Source organism: Streptomyces sp. NPDC102279, assembly GCF_044766365.1.
Classification (GTDB): domain Bacteria; phylum Actinomycetota; class Actinomycetes; order Streptomycetales; family Streptomycetaceae; genus Streptomyces.
In genome coordinates this window covers 1-18,726 of the sequence record NZ_JBIWLU010000008.1, presented here as the reverse complement: position 1 = coordinate 18,726, position 18,726 = coordinate 1, and the positions used below count along the sequence as shown (strand labels likewise).

At 71.1% G+C, this 18,726-nt stretch carries 13 protein-coding genes; 12 read left to right on the top strand and 1 reads right to left on the bottom strand.

The annotated features are described in order from the left end of the window. Positions 1-149 precede the first annotated feature (149 nt). The 8 genes from ndk (at position 150) to ACIRQH_RS21250 (ending at position 11,206) form a co-directional block, all read left to right on the top strand. Entirely contained in the window at positions 150-563 is a 414-nt protein-coding gene (gene ndk / locus ACIRQH_RS21285; protein ID WP_358819299.1) for a nucleoside-diphosphate kinase, read from the top strand. 382 nt (positions 564-945) lie between these two features. Beyond that, the gene (locus tag ACIRQH_RS21280; protein ID WP_168528104.1) at positions 946-1,965 is read left to right on the top strand and encodes a rod shape-determining protein; all 1,020 of its coding nucleotides are present in this window, start codon (positions 946-948) and stop codon (positions 1,963-1,965) included. Between the two features lie 220 nt (positions 1,966-2,185). After that, a complete protein-coding gene (gene mreC / locus ACIRQH_RS21275) occupies positions 2,186-3,124 on the top strand; it encodes a rod shape-determining protein MreC (protein WP_358819298.1) in 939 nt (312 codons plus the stop codon). Between the two features lie 18 nt (positions 3,125-3,142). Further along, positions 3,143-3,814, top strand: a complete 672-nt coding sequence (mreD, locus tag ACIRQH_RS21270; RefSeq protein ID WP_358819297.1) for a rod shape-determining protein MreD — start codon at positions 3,143-3,145, stop codon at positions 3,812-3,814. Positions 3,815-3,954: 140 nt separating this feature from the next. Next, positions 3,955-6,219 (top strand): penicillin-binding protein 2, encoded by a 2,265-nt coding sequence (mrdA, locus tag ACIRQH_RS21265; RefSeq protein WP_358819296.1) that lies wholly within the window; start codon positions 3,955-3,957, stop codon positions 6,217-6,219. A gap of 34 nt (positions 6,220-6,253) precedes the next feature. After that, positions 6,254-7,450 (top strand): rod shape-determining protein RodA, encoded by a 1,197-nt coding sequence (gene rodA, locus ACIRQH_RS21260; RefSeq protein ID WP_358819295.1) that lies wholly within the window; start codon positions 6,254-6,256, stop codon positions 7,448-7,450. Positions 7,451-7,594: 144 nt separating this feature from the next. Beyond that, positions 7,595-9,145, top strand: a complete 1,551-nt coding sequence (locus ACIRQH_RS21255) for a CHAD domain-containing protein (RefSeq protein WP_404226803.1) — start codon at positions 7,595-7,597, stop codon at positions 9,143-9,145. A gap of 96 nt (positions 9,146-9,241) precedes the next feature. Continuing rightward, positions 9,242-11,206, top strand: a complete 1,965-nt coding sequence (locus ACIRQH_RS21250) for a TIGR03960 family B12-binding radical SAM protein (protein ID WP_388877786.1) — start codon at positions 9,242-9,244, stop codon at positions 11,204-11,206. A 79-nt stretch (positions 11,207-11,285) separates the two neighbouring features. Here ACIRQH_RS21250 and ACIRQH_RS21245 read toward each other — a convergent pair whose 3' ends face one another. Next, complete coding sequence (locus ACIRQH_RS21245) at positions 11,286-11,975, bottom strand: DUF899 domain-containing protein (protein ID WP_388877783.1); 690 nt, start codon at positions 11,973-11,975, stop codon at positions 11,286-11,288. A gap of 153 nt (positions 11,976-12,128) precedes the next feature. Here ACIRQH_RS21245 and ACIRQH_RS21240 point away from each other — a divergent pair, with 153 nt between their 5' ends. The 4 genes from ACIRQH_RS21240 to ACIRQH_RS21225 all read left to right on the top strand — a co-directional run. Next, on the top strand, positions 12,129-13,337 hold the full coding sequence (locus ACIRQH_RS21240) for a hypothetical protein (protein WP_404226802.1): 1,209 nt from the start codon (positions 12,129-12,131) through the stop codon (positions 13,335-13,337). A gap of 48 nt (positions 13,338-13,385) precedes the next feature. Then, complete coding sequence (locus ACIRQH_RS21235) at positions 13,386-14,174, top strand: TIGR03936 family radical SAM-associated protein (protein ID WP_388877777.1); 789 nt, start codon at positions 13,386-13,388, stop codon at positions 14,172-14,174. 260 nt (positions 14,175-14,434) lie between these two features. Next, complete coding sequence (locus ACIRQH_RS21230; protein ID WP_404226801.1) at positions 14,435-18,412, top strand: Rne/Rng family ribonuclease; 3,978 nt, start codon at positions 14,435-14,437, stop codon at positions 18,410-18,412. Positions 18,413-18,622: 210 nt separating this feature from the next. After that, the coding region (locus tag ACIRQH_RS21225) for a sugar phosphate nucleotidyltransferase (RefSeq protein WP_358820751.1) at positions 18,623-18,726 on the top strand (104 nt) is incomplete at its 3' end.

Sequence of the window (18,726 nt, the reverse complement as noted above, 5' to 3'; positions counted from 1 at the left end):
TCCGGAGGGGGCGGCGACACACCGGCGTAGGCCGGTCGTGGGACGGGAGGGTGGCGCGTGCCGGTATCACCTGACGCTGCGTGACAGCGCCCCCGACACGCCCTGTAGCCTCGGTCACCCGCACATTTGTGACCTGAAGGAGCCACCCAGTGAGCCAGCGCACCCTCGTCCTGCTCAAGCCCGACGCCGTCCGTCGCGGCCTGACCGGCGAGATCATCAGCCGTATCGAGCGGAAGGCCGGCTGGCAGATCACCGCGCTGGAGCTGCGGACCCTGGACCAGGAGACGCTGGAGCAGCACTACGGCGAGCACAAGGGCAAGCCCTTCTACGAGCCGCTGGTGCAGTTCATGGCGTCCGGCCCCGTCGTGGCGCTGATCGTCGAGGGCGAGCGGGTCATCGAGGGCGTGCGCGCCCTCGCCGGTCCCACCGACCCGATCGCCGCCGCCCCCGGTTCCATCCGCGGTGACTTCGGCGTGATCGTCCGCGAGAACCTGATCCACGCCTCCGACTCCGAGGAGTCCGCCGAGCGCGAGGTGAAGATCTTCTTCCCCGGCCGCGGCTGAGCGTCGCGGCGACGCCGCGCTCCGCGTACGGAGGGTCGCGTCCGCCGTCCGGTGGATCTCCCGAGCGCGTCGCGTGGCAAATTTTCGAGAATTTTTCTGAGAGGGCGTCAGCCGCTCTCGGACTGCCTGACCTGGGGCGGCCGTGGAATTTCCGGCCGTCCCGTGGCATATGCGTGCCGATCGGGGGAACGCGTGCCCCTGATGGCCCGTCTCCACAAGCGAGGCGGCTCGTCATCTGCTGACAATGGCGAAGACCCTCGCGCAGTGTTCGGGCAGGCGCGTCTACGATGGAAGCCTTCACGTCACTGCACCCACCTCGCCGTCCTAAAAAGCCGTCAAAGCTCCACTTGGGAAGGCCAGACGAATCCTGATGGGGAACTCAATGTCGTTCATCGGCCGTGACATGGCTGTCGACCTCGGGACCGCCAACACGCTGGTGTACGTCAGGGGTCGCGGGATCGTACTCAACGAGCCGTCCGTCGTCGCGATCAACACCAACACCGGTGGCATCCTCGCGGTCGGCTCGGAAGCGAAGAAGATGATCGGGCGGACCCCCGGCAACATCGTTGCCGTGCGTCCGCTGAGGGACGGTGTCATCGCCGACTTCGAGATCACCGAGCGCATGCTCCGCTACTTCATCCTGAAGATCCACAAGCGGCGCTACCTCGCCCGCCCCCGTGTCGTCGTCTGCGTGCCCTCCGGCATCACAGGCGTCGAGCGCCGTGCCGTCATCGAGGCGTCGTCCCAGGCCGGGGCCCGTCAGGTGCACATCATCGAGGAGCCCATGGCCGCGGCCATCGGCTCCGGCCTGCCGGTCCACGAGGCCACGGGCAACATGGTGGTGGACATCGGCGGCGGCACCACGGAGGTCGCGGTCATCTCGCTCGGCGGCATCGTCACCGCCCAGTCCATCCGCGTCGCGGGCGACGAACTGGACAACGCGATCATCCAGCACATCAAGAAGGAGTACTCCCTCCTTCTCGGTGAGCGGACGGCCGAACAGATCAAGATCACGATCGGTTCGGCGTACGACCTCGACAATGACGAACACACCGAAATCCGCGGCCGGGACCTCGTTTCCGGGCTGCCCAAGACCGTCGTCATCTCCGCGGCCGAAGTACGCAAGGCCATCGAAGAACCGGTCAACGCGATCATCGACGCCGTGAAGACGACCCTCGACAAGTGCCCGCCGGAGCTCTCCGGTGACGTGATGGACCGCGGAATCGTTCTGACCGGCGGCGGAGCCCTGCTGCGCGGCCTGGACGAGCGACTGCGCCGCGAGACCGGCATGCCGATCCACATCGCCGAGGACCCGCTCGACAGCGTGGCGCTCGGCGCCGGGAAGTGCGTCGAGGAATTCGAGGCGCTCCAGCAGGTTCTGGACGCCCAGCCGCGCAGATGAGGTAACACTTCGATTCCGCCGTACGAGATGATCTCTTCTCGTACGGCGGATCATTGGTGTGGAGGCATAAACTCCTGCGACATAGAGACATAACCTCTCCCATAACACTCACCCCGTCCGCCACCCCATCACCCCAGCCTCACCGCACCCACGGGCAGGCTTCTCGCCCGGGGTGCGCCCCTGTTGACCCATTTCGACGAGGAAGGCACGGCCGCCGCACGTGAGGGACACACGAGAGAGCCGGCTGCTCCTGGTGCTGCTGATCGCCATCGCGTTCGCACTGATCACGGTGGACATCCGCGGCGGACAGGACTCACCGGTCGACGGTGCCCGCCAGGCCGCCGCGACGGTCTTCGGCCCGATCGAGAACGGGGTGTCGTCCGCGGTCGACCCCGTCGGCAACGCCGTCGCCGCGGTCCGCGACTCGGGCGACCGCCACAACCGCGTCGCCCAACTGGAGCACGACAACGCGGCGTTGAAGGCGAAGCTCGGCAGCGACGACCGCAACCGCAGCCGCCTCAAGCAGCTCAACAAGATGATCAAGGTGGCCGGCGAGGGCCAGTACGGGATCAAGGGCGCCGAGGTGATCGCCATAGGAGCGGCCCAGGGTTTCTCCTGGACCGTCACCATCGACGTCGGCGCCCACGACGGCATCAAGCGTGACATGACCGTCCTGAACGGCGACGGACTCGTCGGCCGCGTCACCACCGTCGGCCCGGACACCGCCACGGTCCTGCTGGCCAACGACCCCGACTTCACCGTCGGCACGCGCATGGAGTCGAGCGACGAACTCGGCTTCGCCTCGGGACAGGGCGACAGCCCGCTGCGCGTCGAACTCCTCAACGCCAAGGCGAAGATCAAGAAGGGCGACCGGCTGATCACCTTCGGCTCGCAGGCCGACAAGCCGTTCGTACCCGGCGTGCCCGTCGGCACCGTCTCCCGGGTTGACCCCTCCGGCGGCGGCCTGACCCGCACGGTCTACGTCAAGCCGTTCGTCTCGTTCACCAAGCTCGACATCCTCGGGGTCGTCGTGACCGCCCCGAAGAGCGACCCGCGCGACGCCGTGCTGCCCCCGAAACCGAAACCCACGCCCACGCCGACGGTGACCGTCACGGTCACCCCCTCGGCGAGCGCCCCCGTCGACGGCCAGCAGCAGTAGCAGGAGGAGCCGAATCCCATGCGTTTCAACAGGATGCTGCTCTCCGTCACCCTGGTGGTCGTCGCCCTGGTGATCCAGGTGAGCGTTCTTGCCCGTCTCCATCTCCCGGGCGCCGTCCCGGACCTGGTGCTGCTGACCGTGATCGCCCTCGCCATGGTCTACGGCCACGTCGGCGGCGCGCTCATCGGCTTCGGCGCCGGCCTGCTGTCCGACGTCGTCCCGCCCGCCGACCACGCCGCCGGGCGCTACGCGCTGGTCCTGTGCGTCATCGGCTACTGCGCCGGCCTGGTCAAGCCGGAGAACGGCCGGCTCAAGTCGGCCACCGGCCCGATGGCCGTGGTCGTCGTCGCCGCGATCGGCTCCACCCTGCTCTACGCGGGAGTCGGCGCCCTCGTCGGCGACACCGCCGCCCGCCATGTCGGGCTCACCAGCCTGCTGTTCACCGCCGCCCTCTACGACCTGCTGCTCGCGCCGTTCGTCGTCCCCGTGGTCATGGCACTCGCCCGGCGCGCCGAGAACGACCCACTCTCCGAGGGCGGCTCGGCGGCCAAGGCCACGGACGTCTCGACGGGCTGGCTGTCCTCCGGCACCGGGCTGCGCATCGGCAGCCAGCGCAGCGGACTGCGCGTGAAGGCGGCCAAGGCGCGGGTCGCCCGCGCGGGACGTATCAAGGGGGTGAAGCGCCTGTGAGGACACCGAGGAGATCCGTCCGGCCGTCGTCCCAAGCGCCGCACGGATCACGGAACTTGGCCGACGACAGGCTCGCCGCGCACAGGTTCGCCGTGTACTCGTATGTCACGTACACACACTGAGAGGGGGAGGCACAAGCAGTGACCAACATCCCGGAGACCGGCCGGACCCCACGGGTCCAGATCCGGCTCGTCGTCATCCAGATTCTCGTACTCTCCCTCCTCGGCACCCTGGGCGGCCGCCTCTGGTACCTCCAGATCCGCAACGGCGACGAATACGCCAAGGAAGCCTCCGGCAACCACGTCCAGCAGGTCGTCCAGCCCGCCGTGCGCGGCTCGATCCTCGACGCGCGGGGCGTGCCGATCGCCGACAACGAGACCCGGCTCGTGGTCTCCGCCTCGCGCACCGACCTGCTGAAGATGCGGGACGACGGCCAGGCCGTCCTCACCAAGCTCGCCGGGGTCCTGGGCATGAAGCCCAAGGACGTCATGGAGAAGGTCCGCCTCTGCGACGCCAAGACGCCGCAGCCCTGCTGGAACGGCTCGCCCTACCAGCCCATCCCCATCACCGACGAGGCGACCGCCAAGCAGGCCCTCCAGATCCGCGAGCGCTCCGAGGACTTCCCCGGCATCAGCGCCGAACCCGAGGCCGTCCGCCGCTACGCCGCCCCCGGACAGGCCAACACCGCCCAGGTGCTCGGCTACCTCTCGCCCGTCACCGACGACGAGATCACCAAGGCCAAGGACACCGACTCCCCGTACCTGCGTTCCGACCAGGTCGGACGGTCGGGCCTGGAGCGCGAGTACGACAAGGAACTGCGCGGCAAGGCAGGCGTCACCCGCTACGAGGTCGACAACCTCGGCCGCGTCATCGGCCAGGCCAAGAGCGACAAGGCCGAGCCCGGCGAGAACCTCGTCACCAGCATCGACTCCCGGGTCCAGCGGGTCGCGGAGTACGAGCTGAACGACGCCATGAAGGTCGCCCGCACCCAGTTCGACAAGATCACCGGCGAGAACTACAAGGCCGACTCCGGGGCCGTCGTGGTGATGGAGGCCAAGACCGGCCGCGTCGTCGCCATGGCGTCCAACCCGTCGTACGACCCGAACGCCTGGGTCGGCGGCATCTCGGGCAAGGACTACACCGCGCTCACCGGCAAGAAGTCCAACTACCCGCTGCTGAACCGGGCGATCCAGGGCCAGTCCGCGCCCGGCTCGACGTTCAAGGTCATCTCCACGGCCGCCGCGGTCGAGGCCGGGTACGCCTTCGACGGGCACTACCCGTGCACGAGTTCCTACTCGGTCGGCAGCCAGGTCTTCAAGAACTTCGAGGGGGAGAGCTTCGGTCCCATCTCGCTCGGCCGGGCGCTCGAGGTCTCCTGCGACACCGTCTTCTACGGCCTCTCCGACAGCGAGTGGAAGCGGGACGGGGGCATCAGCCCGAAGAAGACCCCCAAGGACTACTTCTACAAGGCCGCCCACCAGTTCGGTCTCGGCAAGGAGACCGGCATCGACCTCCCCAACGAGGTCACCGGCCGCGTCCCCGACCGCAAGTGGAAGGCGGACTACTGGAAGGCCAACAAGGCCGTCTGGTGCAAGACCGGCAAGAAGGGCGGCAGTTACGTCGAGCAGATCGCGTACGAGAACTGCCTCGAAGGCAACCGGATGCGCGAGGGCGACTCGATCAACTACTCCATCGGTCAGGGTGACACCCTCGTCACCCCGATCCAGGAGGCGGCCATCTACTCCGCGGTCTCCAACGGCGGCACCCTGTACGCCCCGACCATCGGCAAGGCCCTCGTCAGCCCCGACGGCAAGACCGTCCAGGAGATCAAGCCGAAGAAGAACGGCAAGCTGCCGGTCGACCAGGCGACGCTCAGGGGGATAAACGATGCCTTCGCGGGCGTCGTCACCCGCGGAACCGCCGCCTGGAAGTTCGGCGGCTGGCCCCAGGACAAGATCCCGCTGCACGCCAAGACCGGTACCGCCGAGGTCTACGGCAAGCAGACGACGTCCTGGCTCGCCACGTACTCCAAGGACTACACGATCATCATGACGATCTCCCAGGCCGGTACGGGCTCGGGAGCGTCCGGTGAGGCCGTGCGCAAGATCTACAACGCCCTCTACGGTGTCTCCGCGGACGGCGACATCGACAAGAAGAAGGCCCTCCTGTCCAGCCCGCAGAAGAGCCTGCCGAAGATCGAGCGCGACGGCTCGATCGACTCCCCGGACGTCTCCAAGGACCCGGTCAAGGATCTGAAGGCGAACGACGCCCTCCGGGACGGGACCACGGACCCCGGCCAGGACCTGCCCGCGGGCACCACGCCCTCACCGACCGCCGCCAACCGCGACACCCGCAGGCGCACGGCCCGCCGGGGGAAGCCGCGGGGGAAGAGGGTCCTGACATGACGACCGCGGCGACCAACGGCTTGAGGATCCTGACATGACCGGAGCCAACAACTTCTCCGTCTCCGGGTACGGACCCGAGCGCGCGGGCTGGACGCGGCTGTTCGCCCGCGACTCGCTCGCCCGCCGGCTCGACTGGCCGATACTGCTGTCGGCCGTCGCGCTCTCCCTGATCGGCGCGGCCCTCGTCTACTCGGCGACCCGCAACCGCACCGAGATCAACCAGGGCGACCCGTACTTCTTCCTCATCCGCCACCTGATGAACACGGGCATCGGCGTCGGCCTGATGATCGGCACGATCTGGCTCGGCCACCGCACCCTGCGCACGGCCGTGCCGATCCTGTACGGCCTCTCGGTCTTCCTGATCCTGTTGGTGCTGACCCCGCTCGGCGCGACCATCAACGGCCAGCGCAACTGGCTCGTCGCGGGCGGACTGTCGCTCCAGCCCGCCGAGTTCATCAAGATCACGATCATCCTGGGCATGGCGATGCTGCTGGCCACCCGAGTCGACGCGGGTGACAAGCAGTACCCCGACCACCGCACGGTGCTCCAGGCACTGGGCCTGGCGGCCGTCCCGATGATGATCGTGCTGCTCATGCCCGACCTCGGCACCATCATGGTCGCGGTCATCATCGTGCTCGGCGTGCTGCTGTCCTCCGGTGCCTCCAACCGCTGGGTGTTCGGCCTGATCGGCGCGGGCGCCCTCGGCGCGATCGCCGTCTGGCAGCTCAAGATCCTCGACGAGTACCAGATCAACCGCTTCGCCGCCTTCGCCAACCCCGACCTCGACCCGGCGGGCGTCGGCTACAACACCAACCAGGCCCGCATCGCCATCGGTTCCGGCGGCCTCTTCGGCACCGGCCTCGGCCAGGGCTCGCAGACGACCGGCCAGTTCGTGCCCGAGCAGCAGACCGACTTCGTCTTCACCGTCGCCGGTGAGGAACTCGGCTTCGTCGGCGCGGGCCTGATCCTGGTGCTCCTCGGCGTGGTCCTGTGGCGCGCCTGCCGCATCGCCCGCGAGACGACCGAGCTGTACGGCACGATCGTCGCCGCCGGCATCATCGCCTGGTTCGCTTTCCAGGCCTTCGAGAACATCGGCATGACGCTCGGCATCATGCCGGTCGCCGGTCTCCCCCTGCCGTTCGTCTCCTACGGCGGATCCTCCATGTTCGCCGTCTGGGTCGCGGTGGGGCTGTTGCAGTCGATCAGGGTGCAGCGGCCGATGTCGGCATAGGTGCCCCGGGGCGGCCGGGCGGCGATGACCCCGGAGGTCCGGCCGCTCCCCGGCCGCCCTGCCGCACCGGCCGGCACCGCAAGCCGGCCAGGAGAGGCTGATCAGGGACTGCCCAGGGCCCCGAATCACGTCTAGATTCGGTTCATGGCGGACACGAAACGCGAGATCGAGCGCAAGTACGAGGGTCCCGCAACCGAGAACGGCACCGAGAGCCTCCCGGACCTCAGCGGTGTCCCCGGAGTGGCCGCCGTCGTCGACAAGGGCGTCGCCGAACTCGACGCCACCTACTACGACACCCCCGACCAGCGCCTCGCCGCCGCGTCCCTCACCCTGCGCCGCCGCACCGGGGGCGCGGACGCCGGCTGGCACCTCAAACTCCCCGTCTCCGAGGGCGTACGCGACGAGATCCGCGCGCCCCTCTCCGACACCGTGCCCCGCGCCCTGTCCGGCCTCGTCCGCTCCCGCGTGCGCGACACCGAACTCGTCCCCCTCGTCCGCCTGTTGTCCGCCCGCGACGTACGCCACCTCGTCGACGGCTCCGGCGCCCTGCTCGCCGAGGTCAGCCTCGACCGGGTCCGCGCGGAGCGGCTCGACGGAGGCGGGGGCACCGCCGCCTGGACCGAGATCGAGGTGGAACTGGCCGACGACGGCGACCCCGCCTTCCTCGACAAGGTCGAGAAGAAGCTCCGCAAGGCGGGCCTCCACCGCTCCGCCGCACCCTCCAAACTCGCCAAGGCCCTGGCCGAGACCGGCAAGCAGTCCGGCAAGCAGTCCGGCAAACGGTCCGGCAAGCGGGCACAGGAGGGCGGGCGCGCGGCGGACCCCGTCACCGCGGGCGACCACGTCCTCGCCCACCTCCGCGCCCAGCGCGACGCCATCGTCGAACTCGACCCCGCCGTCCGCCGCGACGTCCACGACTCCGTGCACAGCATGCGGGTCGCCACCCGCCGCATGCGCGGCACCTTCGGCTCGTACGCCAAGGTCCTCGACCCCGCCGTCACCGGACCCATCGGCGAGGAGCTGAAGTGGCTGGCCGGCGAGCTCGGCGTCGACCGCGACCGGGAGGTCCTCACCGAGCGCCTCACCCAGGCCCTCGCCGAACTGCCGCGCACCCTGGTCGGCGGGCCCGTCCGCGCCCGGCTGCGCACCTGGGCGCACGCCCGCCACGGCGGCTCCCGGCGTCGCCTGCTCGCCGTCCTCGACGGCAAGCGGTACCTGGCCCTGCTGGCCGCCCTCGACACCCTCGTGACCGACCCGCCGCTGCTCGGGGCCGCCGCCGGGGACCCCGAAAAGGTGATCGCCAAGGCGGTCCGCAGGGACTTCGCGAAGGTTTCCGGACTCGTCGGGCAGGCCCTCGACGGGCAGCCCGGCACCGACCGCGACCTCGCGATGCACGAGGCCCGCAAGAAGGCCAAGCGTGCCCGCTACTCCGCCGAGGCCGCCGTCCCCGCGCTGGACGCTCCGGCCGCCCGACTCGCCAAGGCGATGAAGTCGCTCCAGGGCCTCCTCGGCGACCACCAGGACAGCGTGATGACCCGTGAGGCCCTGCGGGAACTGGCGGCCCTGGCCCACGCGGCGGGGGAGAGCTCCTTCACGTACGGCGTGCTGTACGGGCGCGAGGAGCAGCGCGCGGCGGCGGTCGAGGCGGCGCTGCCGGAGGCCTGGAGGGCGACGCTGGAGCAGGCGTCCGTCTGACGCCGGCCACCCGCGGACGGCCGACCGTGGACGGAGGGGCTTCCCACCCGCGTTACGCTGGATGGTCACCCCTGTCGGCTCACGAAGGTTCGCGAGATGTCTGCCGAAACCGCTGTGTCGGTCTTCCCACAGCTCGAAGCCCTGCTCCCGCATGTGCAGAAGCCCATTCAGTACGTCGGCGGAGAACTCAACTCCACGGTGAAGCCGTGGGAGGAGTGCGACGTCCGCTGGGCGCTCATGTACCCCGACGCGTACGAGGTCGGCCTGCCCAACCAGGGCGTCATGATCCTCTACGAAGTGCTGAACGAGCGCGAGGGCGTCCTCGCCGAGCGCACCTACAGCGTCTGGCCCGACCTGGAGGAGCTGATGCGCGAGCACCGGGTCCCCCAGTTCACCGTGGACAGCCACCGCCCGGTGAAGGCCTTCGACGTGTTCGGCCTGTCCTTCTCCACGGAGCTGGGCTACACGAACATGCTGACCGCCCTCGACCTGGCCGGCATCCCGCTGGAGTCGAAGGACCGCACCCTCGACGACCCGATCGTGCTGGCCGGCGGGCACGCCGCGTTCAACCCCGAGCCGATCGCCGCCTTCATCGACGCGGCGGTCATCGGCGACGGCGAGCAGGCCGTGCTCGACATGACGGAGATCATCCGGACCTGGAAGGCAGAGGGCCGCCCCGGAGGCCGCGAGGAGGTCCTCTTCCGCCTTGCGAGGACCGGCAACGTCTACATCCCGGCCTTCTACGACGTCGAGTACCTCCCCGACGGCCGGATCGCCCGCGTCGTGCCCAACAAGTCGGGCGTCCCGTGGCGGGTGTCCAAGCACACCGTCATGGACCTCGACGAGTGGCCGTACCCGAAGCAGCCCCTCGTGCCGCTCGCCGAGACCGTCCACGAGCGCATGTCCGTGGAGATCTTCCGCGGCTGCACGCGCGGCTGCCGCTTCTGCCAGGCGGGCATGATCACCCGCCCGGTGCGCGAGCGTTCCATCACGGGCATCGGCGAGATGGTGGAGAAGGGCCTGAAGGCGACCGGCTTCGAGGAGGTCGGCCTGCTCTCCCTGTCCTCCGCCGACCACTCGGAGATCGCCGACATCGCCAAGGGCCTCGCGGACCGGTACGAGGAGGACAAGGTCGGCCTCTCCCTGCCCTCCACCCGCGTGGACGCCTTCAACGTCGACCTGGCCAACGAACTGACCCGCAACGGCCGACGGTCGGGTCTGACCTTCGCGCCCGAGGGCGGCTCCGAGCGCCTGCGCAAGGTCATCAACAAGATGGTCTCGGAGGAGGACCTCATCCGGACCGTCTCCACCGCCTACGGCAACGGCTGGCGCCAGGTGAAGCTGTACTTCATGTGCGGCCTGCCGACCGAGACGGACGAGGACGTCCTGCAGATCGCCGACATGGCGATGAAGGTGATCGCCGAGGGCCGCAAGGTCTCCGGCCAGAACGACATCCGCTGCACGGTCTCGATCGGCGGCTTCGTGCCCAAGCCCCACACCCCCTTCCAGTGGGCGCCGCAGCTCTCCGCCGAGGACACGGACGCCCGCCTCACGAAGCTCCGCGACAAGATCCGCGGCGACAAGAAGTACGGCCGCTCGATCGGCTTCCGCTACCACGACGGCAAGCCCGGCATCATCGAGGGACTGCTGTCCCGCGGCGACCGCCGCATCGGCTCCGTCATCCGCGCCGTCTACGAGGACGGCGGCCGCTTCGACGGCTGGCGCGAGCACTTCTCGTACGAGCGCTGGATGCGCTGCGCCGACAAGACGCTCCCCGACTTCGGTGTGGACCTCGACTGGTACACGACCCGCGAGCGCTCCTACGAGGAGGTCCTGCCCTGGGACCACCTGGACTCCGGTCTCGACAAGGACTGGCTCTGGGAGGACTGGCAGGACTCCCTCGACGAGACCGAGGTCGAGGACTGCCGCTGGACCCCTTGCTTCGACTGCGGGGTGTGTCCTCAGCTGGACACGAGTATTCAGATCGGCCCGACCGGCAAGAAGTTGCTGCCGTTGACGGTCAAGAACACGGCTCCGGCGGCCAGTGGGCACGCGCACTGAGAGCCGGTGTGTCGCGGAACCGAACGAGGCGTCCCCTTCCCGACGGGAAGGGGACGCCTCGTTCGTGCGCGGGCCCGGGTCAGGCGTGGCCCGTTCCCGGGCCGTAGGCCGCCGCGATGTCCTTGGACGCGGCCCAGCGGCTGTAGGTGGGGGACTGCGGCCAGCCGTCGGGGGAGTCCTGCCATTCCTCCTGGCGTCCGTACGGCAGGAGGTCGATGAGCGCGAAGGTGTGGCTCAGCTGCTCGGTGCCGCGGCCGGCGGTGTGCCAGGTGCGGTAGACGGTGTCGCCGTCGCGCAGGAACACGTTGACGGCGAAGCCGCCGTCGGGCGGGGCTCCGACGTCCGCCCCGAACGGGCTGTCGGCCGTCGAGTACCACGGCATCCGGTTGCCGACCCGCTCCTTGTAGGCGAGCGCCTCGTCGATGGGCCCCTGGGTGACGACGACGAAGCGGGCGTCGTACTGGTCGAGGAACTCCAGGCGGGTGTACTGCGAGGTGAACCCCGTACAGCCCGGGCACTGCCATTCCTGGCCGGCGAACCACATGTGGTTGTAGACGATCAGCTGCCGCTCGCCCTCGAAGACGTCCGCGAGCCGGACGGGTCCGTCCGGCCCCTCCAGCGTGTACGCGGGCATCTCGACCATCGGCAGGCGGCGGCGCTCGGCCGCGACGGCGTCGAGCTCCCGCGTCGCGGCCTTCTCCCGTGCCCGCAGGGTCTCCAGCCGGTTCTCCCAGGTCGCGGTGTCGACGACAGGTGGTAGTGCGCTCATGGTCCCCTCACAGAGCTCGTACGCGACTTATCCCTTGCGCAGACTCAGACTCCGCGAGGGGCGGGAACTCATCGGCCGGCGCCGCGGCCGACGAGGTGACGCCGGGTGCCCGTGTGTCGCATCCATCGGGGTGGTCGCTGCGTCTAGGCAGGTATGGATCTGGAAAAACCGTCTGCCGCGTCGGCCGAGCTGCCAGGGCCGCCCGGGGTGGCGGCCGAGGGCTGTCTCGCCGTCGCGATCCGCGTTCCCGTCCGGATCGTGGTGCTCGTGCTCGTCGTGCCGGTGCGCATGCTGTGGGACGCGTGCGTCGTCGGTGGAAGGCTTCTCCGGGACACCGTGCTGCGCGCGCTGGGGCGGGTCGTCGGCTGGGTGGCGCGGGCCCTGTTCGTCCGGCCGTGGGTGGCCCTGTGGCGGTACGTCGTCGTGCCGGCCGGCACCGTGCTGGCCTGGCTGGGACGGGTGCTGCTCGTCGTGCCGGCGGTGTGGCTGTACCGCGCGGTCCTGACCCCGCTCGGTCACGCGCTCGCCTGGTTCGCCGGCGGTGTCGGGCTGGTGCTGGGCTGGATGTACGCGCGGCTGCTCACGCCCGTGGGACACGCGGTCGCCGCCCTGCTGAGGGGCATCGGGCTGGTCCTGGCCGCTGTCGGCGGCGGACTCTGGACGGCTGTCGCCTGGCTGGCGCGTCACCTGGTGGTCGTGCCGGCCCGGTGGCTCCACACGTGGGTGCTCACGCCCGTGGCCAGGGCGGTCGTCCTGCTGCTCACCGGGCTCGTGTGGGTCGTCCGGATGATCCTGCTCGGCATCGGCGCCGTCTTCTACTGGACGGCACGCCTTCTGCTGGTGCTGCCCGCGCTCGCGCTGTGGCGCTGGGTGCTCGTCCCGGTCGGCCGCGTCCTCGCCGTCGTCGGACGGGAGGTCGGCGAGGCCCTCGGGCACGCGTGGCGTGTCGCCGGACACATCTCGCTCGCCGTCGGACGGTTCCTCGGACGGCTCCTGCGGTGGACCCTCGTGGATCCGGCCCGCTGGGCCTACCGGACGGTGCTGACGCCGGTTGGGCACACCGTCCGCGACCTGGTGCTCGAGCCCGCCGCCGAGGCGGCACGCAGCGCGGGGCGGACGGCACGCCAGGCCCTGGCCGCCGCCCGCGACGGCGCGCGCCAGGCCCGCGCCGACTTCCGCCGTCTGCTCCTCGGCACACCCAGGGAGCCACAGCTCGTCACGGCGCCGGAATCACGGCCCGCCCCACCCCCGGAAACATGGGCCGGCACCCCCCGGGAGACGGAGCAGCCCGGTCCGCGGGAACCAGTCGCGGGCGGGACACGTACTCTAGGTAGCAGTACGACCGCACTCACGAAGGACTGAACGACACTGGGCAAGCGACAGCCCGAAGGCCCGCCTCCCGCTCCGGCGGTGCAGCGCGTCCGACTGCGCTACACCAAGCGCGGCCGCCTCCGGTTCACCAGCCACCGTGATTTCCAGCGCGCTTTCGAGCGCGCCCTGCGCCGTGCCGCCGTACCGATGGCGTACTCGGCGGGGTTCACGCCGCACCCCAAGGTGTCGTACGCCAATGCCGCACCCACCGGCACGGGCAGCGAGGCGGAGTACCTGGAGATCGCGCTCACCGAGGCGCGCGACCCGGAGAAGCTGCGTGAGCTCCTCGACGAGTCGATGCCCTCGGGCCTCGACATCATCGAGGCGGTGGAGGCCCGCACCTCGGGTCTCGCCGACCGGCTCACCGCTTCCGTGTGGGAGCTGCGGCTCGACGGCGTGGAACCGGCCGAGGCGGAGCGCGCGGTGGCGGCGTTCACGGCGGCCGAGGCCGTCGAGGTCAGCCGCAAGACCAAGAATGGCGTACGGACGTTCGATGCCCGGAGCGCCGTGGCGGGTCTTGAGACGGTCCCCGGGACGCACGGTCCCCAGGCTGATAGGCCGAGCGACCAGGCCTGTGCGATACTGCGGCTGGTTGTTCGGCACGTGACGCCTGCCGTTCGACCCGACGACGTCCTGTCCGGTCTTCGCGCCGTGGCCGACCTGGCGCCGCCGGTCGCCGCAGCGGTGACCAGGCTGGCGCAGGGGCTGTTCGATGAAGAGACCGGCACGGTGACCGACCCGCTCGCGCCCGACCGCGAGGCAGTCGCAGCCGCCCCAGCCGATCGCACAGGGGCCGCCGAAACTGCCGCCGCGAAGGCGTCGGCGTAAGGAAGTCCGCGTAAGGACGCACGTCGTAGCGCCGCCCTCGTATCCGGGAGCCACCTGGGTCGGGCAGCGCACCCCACCAGAAGACTTTCGCCAGGCCGTACGCACACATGGCGTACGGAACCGGCGAGACAGGACACAGAGAGCTCCCGTGCGGCGCCCGCGCCCCGGACGGCGGCACCGCGCATCGCGCGAGCCGCGGACGTCACCGGCACTGCCGGACCAGGCGCGGCGCCCGGGAGCCTGACGGGAGATCCACCCGCATGCTCGAGCCGACCGAAGCCGCCGAGCCCTCCACGGGCTCCGACGACAACAACAACAGCCCCAGCGACACGCTGCCGCCGCGGCGCCGCCGCCGTGCGGCGTCGCGCCCCGCCGGTCCTCCGACCGCCGCCTCCGAGGCCGCGGCCGAGACCACCGCGCCGGCCATACCGGCTGTCGCGTCCGCAGAATCCGTCGCGGACGAACCCGACCCCGCCGCCACGGACCCCGTGGACGCCGAGGCCGAGGAGACGGACGAGGCGGCCCAGGCCCCCGCCGTCGACACCGAGGACGCCGCACCGCGCCGTACGCGCCGCCGTGCCACCCGCCGTGTCTCGGCCCCCGCCGGTGTGCCGGTGGCCGACGAGGCCGCCGAGACGGTGATGCCCGCCCCCGCGGCCGTCGCCGAGCCCGCCGCCCAGGCGGCCGAGGAGACCCCGGCCCCCGTCGAGGAGCCCGCTCCCGCCGGCCGTACGCGCCGCCGCGCCACGCGCCGGGTCGCCGCGCCCGCCGCTGCCGAGGCCGCCGAGACGGTGACGGCACCCGCCGAGCCCGTCGCCGCCCCCGCGGAGGCCGAGGCGCCCGCCGAAACGGTGGAGGCGGAAGCGGAAGAGGACGCCGCTCCCCGCCGCGCCACCCGTCGTCGTGCCACCCGGCGCGTCTCCGCCCCGGCCGGCGCGGCCGAGGGCGACGCCGCCGACGAGCGTGTGGAGGCGCCCGTGACCAGCGACAGCAAGCCCGCGGAGTCCGAGCGTCGCGAGGCCGTACAGGCGGACGCCCCGGCTGCCGAGGACGATGCCCCGCGCCGTGGCCGCCGCCGCGCCACCCGCAAGGCCGCCGGCGGCTTCTCGGCGCCCGCGCCGAAGGAGACCGAGGACTCCTCGCGGCGTCCCGGCCGTCCCGCCGTCGCCGTCTTCCAGGCGCCGGTGTTCGCCGAGCCGATGTTCCAGACGCCGGAGCGCGCTGCCGCAGCCGCCGCCGCCGAGGCGGCGGGAGCGAGCACCGAGGAGCCCGAGCCCGTGGAGGCCCCCGAGCCGGCCGAGGCCGTCGAGGAGCCCACCGGCGGCCGTCGCCGTCGCCGTCGCCGCGCCGTCGAGGACGAGCCGGTGACCGTGGCCGCCGAGGAGCCGCAGGACGCCCAGGAGCCGGAGGAGTCCCCCGAGGACGCCGAGGACACCGCCGAGGGTGACGACAGCGAGGAGGAGTCCGCGGGCTCCCGTCGCCGTCGCCGTCGCGGCGGCCGTCGTCGTCGCCGTGGCGACTCCGCCGACTCGGACCACGAGTCCGGCGACGCCTACTCCACCGACGAGGACGAGGCCGCCGAGCAGGCCGAGCAGGACGCCGAGGACACCGCCGAGCAGGTCGAGGAGGACGCCGAGGAGTCCGACGACGACGAGCGCGGGGAGTCGGGCGGCTCCAGCAGCTCCCGTCGCCGTCGTCGCCGTCGCCGTCGCGCCGGTGACTCCGGTGGCGACGGCGAGTCGAGCGACAACGACCCCGAGCGCACGGTCGTCAAGGTCCGCGAGCCCCGTGGCAAGAGGGACGAGCGGCCCGGCGACGCGGTGGACGAGGTCCAGTCCATCAAGGGCTCGACCCGTCTGGAGGCGAAGAAGCAGCGCCGCCGCGAGGGCCGTGAGCAGGGCCGCCGCCGCGTCCCGATCATCACCGAGGCCGAGTTCCTGGCCCGCCGTGAGGCCGTCGAGCGGGTGATGGTCGTCCGCCAGAGCGGCGAGCGCACCCAGATCGGCGTCCTCGAGGACAACGTGCTCGTCGAGCACTACGTCAACAAGGAGCAGTCGACCTCGTACGTCGGCAACGTCTACCTGGGCAAGGTCCAGAACGTGCTGCCGTCGATGGAGGCCGCCTTCATCGACATCGGCAAGGGCCGCAACGCCGTGCTCTACGCCGGTGAGGTCAACTTCGAGGCGCTCGGCATGGCCCACGGGCCGCGCCGCATCGAGTCCGCCCTCAAGTCCGGCCAGTCGGTCCTCGTGCAGGTCACCAAGGACCCGATCGGCCACAAGGGCGCACGTCTGACCAGCCAGGTCTCCCTCCCGGGCCGCTACCTCGTGTACGTGCCCGAGGGCTCCATGACCGGTATCAGCCGCAAGCTGCCCGACACCGAGCGCGCGCGTCTGAAGACCATCCTCAAGAAGATCGTCCCCGAGGACGCGGGCGTCATCGTGCGCACCGCCGCCGAGGGCGCGAGCGAGGACGAGCTGCGCCGCGACGTCGAGCGTCTGCAGGCGCAGTGGGAGGACATCGAGAAGAAGGCGAAGAGCGGCAACGCCCCGACGCTGCTCTACGGCGAGCCGGACATGACCGTCCGCGTCGTCCGCGACATCTTCAACGAGGACTTCTCCAAGGTCATCGTCAGCGGTGACGAGGCGTGGGACACCATCCACGGCTACGTCGCGCACGTGGCGCCCGACCTGACCGACCGTCTCTCGAAGTGGACCTCCGAGGTCGACGTCTTCGCGACCTACCGGATCGACGAGCAGCTGATGAAGGCGCTGGACCGCAAGGTCTGGCTGCCCAGCGGCGGTTCGCTGGTGATCGACAAGACCGAGGCGATGGTCGTCGTCGACGTCAACACCGGCAAGTTCACCGGCCAGGGCGGCAACCTCGAAGAGACCGTGACCAGGAACAACCTGGAGGCGGCCGAGGAGATCGTGCGCCAGCTGCGGCTGCGCGACCTGGGCGGCATCGTCGTCATCGACTTCATCGACATGGTCCTGGAGTCCAACCGCGACCTGGTCCTGCGCCGCCTGCTGGAATGCCTGGGCCGCGACCGTACGAAGCACCAGGTCGCCGAGGTGACCTCGCTGGGTCTGGTCCAGATGACCCGTAAGCGGGTCGGCCAGGGCCTGCTGGAGTCGTTCTCCGAGACCTGCGTCCACTGCAACGGCCGCGGTGTCATCGTGCACATGGAGCAGCCGACGTCCGTCGGTGGCGGCGGCAAGCGCAAGAAGCGCGGCCGTGGTGGCGCCGAGCAGGTCCACGAGCACGACCACGACCACGACACGCACGAGACGGCCGAGGAGCCGGAGACGGTCGAGACGGAGGCCGAGGTGGCCGCCGAGGTCGCCGCGCCCATCGCGGTCGAGCCGGACTTCCAGCCGGACGAGGAGCTGTACGGCAGCGCCGCCGAGGCGGAGGCCGCGGCCGGCCGCGGTCGTTCGCGCCGCCGTGCCACGCGTCGCGCGTCGGCTCCGGCCGGTGCGCCGAAGGCCGAGGAGCGCGCTCCCCGGAGCCGCCGTGAGGAGCGGGCCGAGCGGGCCGCAGCCCGGTCCCGTGAGGCCGCCGAGGCCGAGCCGGCCGCGATCGAGGACCCGGTCGTCGAGGCCCCTGCCGCCGAGCAGCCGGTCGCCGAGCAGCCGGTCGTCGAGGCTCCCGTCGAGCCGGCTCCGGCCGCCGTCGTCGAGGAGGACGCAGCCCCCAAGGGTCGTACGCGCCGTCGTGCCACCCGGAAGGTGTCGGCGCCTGCCGGTTCGCCCAAGGAGGCCGAGGAGACCGTGGTCACGGTCACGGAGCCCGCTCCGGCGCCGGTCGCCGAGGTGCCCGAGGCGCAGCCCGAGCCGGTGGCCGAGGCCCCCGCCGAGAGCGCCGCCCCGGCCCGTACGCGCCGCCGTGCCGTGCGCAAGGCCACCGCGCCGACCGCGTCCGAGGAGGCGGCCGTCGTGGTCGTCGCGTCGGCCGCCGCCGAGCCGGCCCCCGAGCCCACCGCGACGGAGGCCGCCGAGGCCGACGCCGAGGCGCCGGCCGGCAAGAAGACGGCCGCGCGCAAGACGGCCAAGAAGGCGCCCGCGAAGAAGGCCGCCGCCAAGAAGACCGTGGCGGCCAAGAAGACGGCCGCGAAGAAGACCACCACGGCCAAGAAGGCGACCGTGAAGAAGACGGCCGCCAAGTCCACGGCGAAGAAGACCGTGGCCGCGGAGCAGACCGCTCCCACCGTCACGGCCTCGGCCGACGAGGGCTGAACCAGTCCCTGACCTGAGTGTGGTCCCGCCCTCAGGGCGGGACCACACTGGGTTCCGGGCCCGGCTCACCCTGCCGGGCCCGCGCTTCGTTCCCCCTCAGAAGTCCCCATAGAAGTCCCCATAGATGTCCCACGGATACGGACAGCCGCGTCCTGGGGCGTACGGCCCTGTGTGCCCCGGCGGACTGTCCGGAGCAAGGAGAGATTCGCGATGATAGGTCTCGTGCTGGCGGCAGGCGCCGGACGGCGTCTGCGTCCCTACACCGACACTCTGCCGAAGGCTCTGGTGCCGGTGGGTCCGGAGGGTGCGGAGGA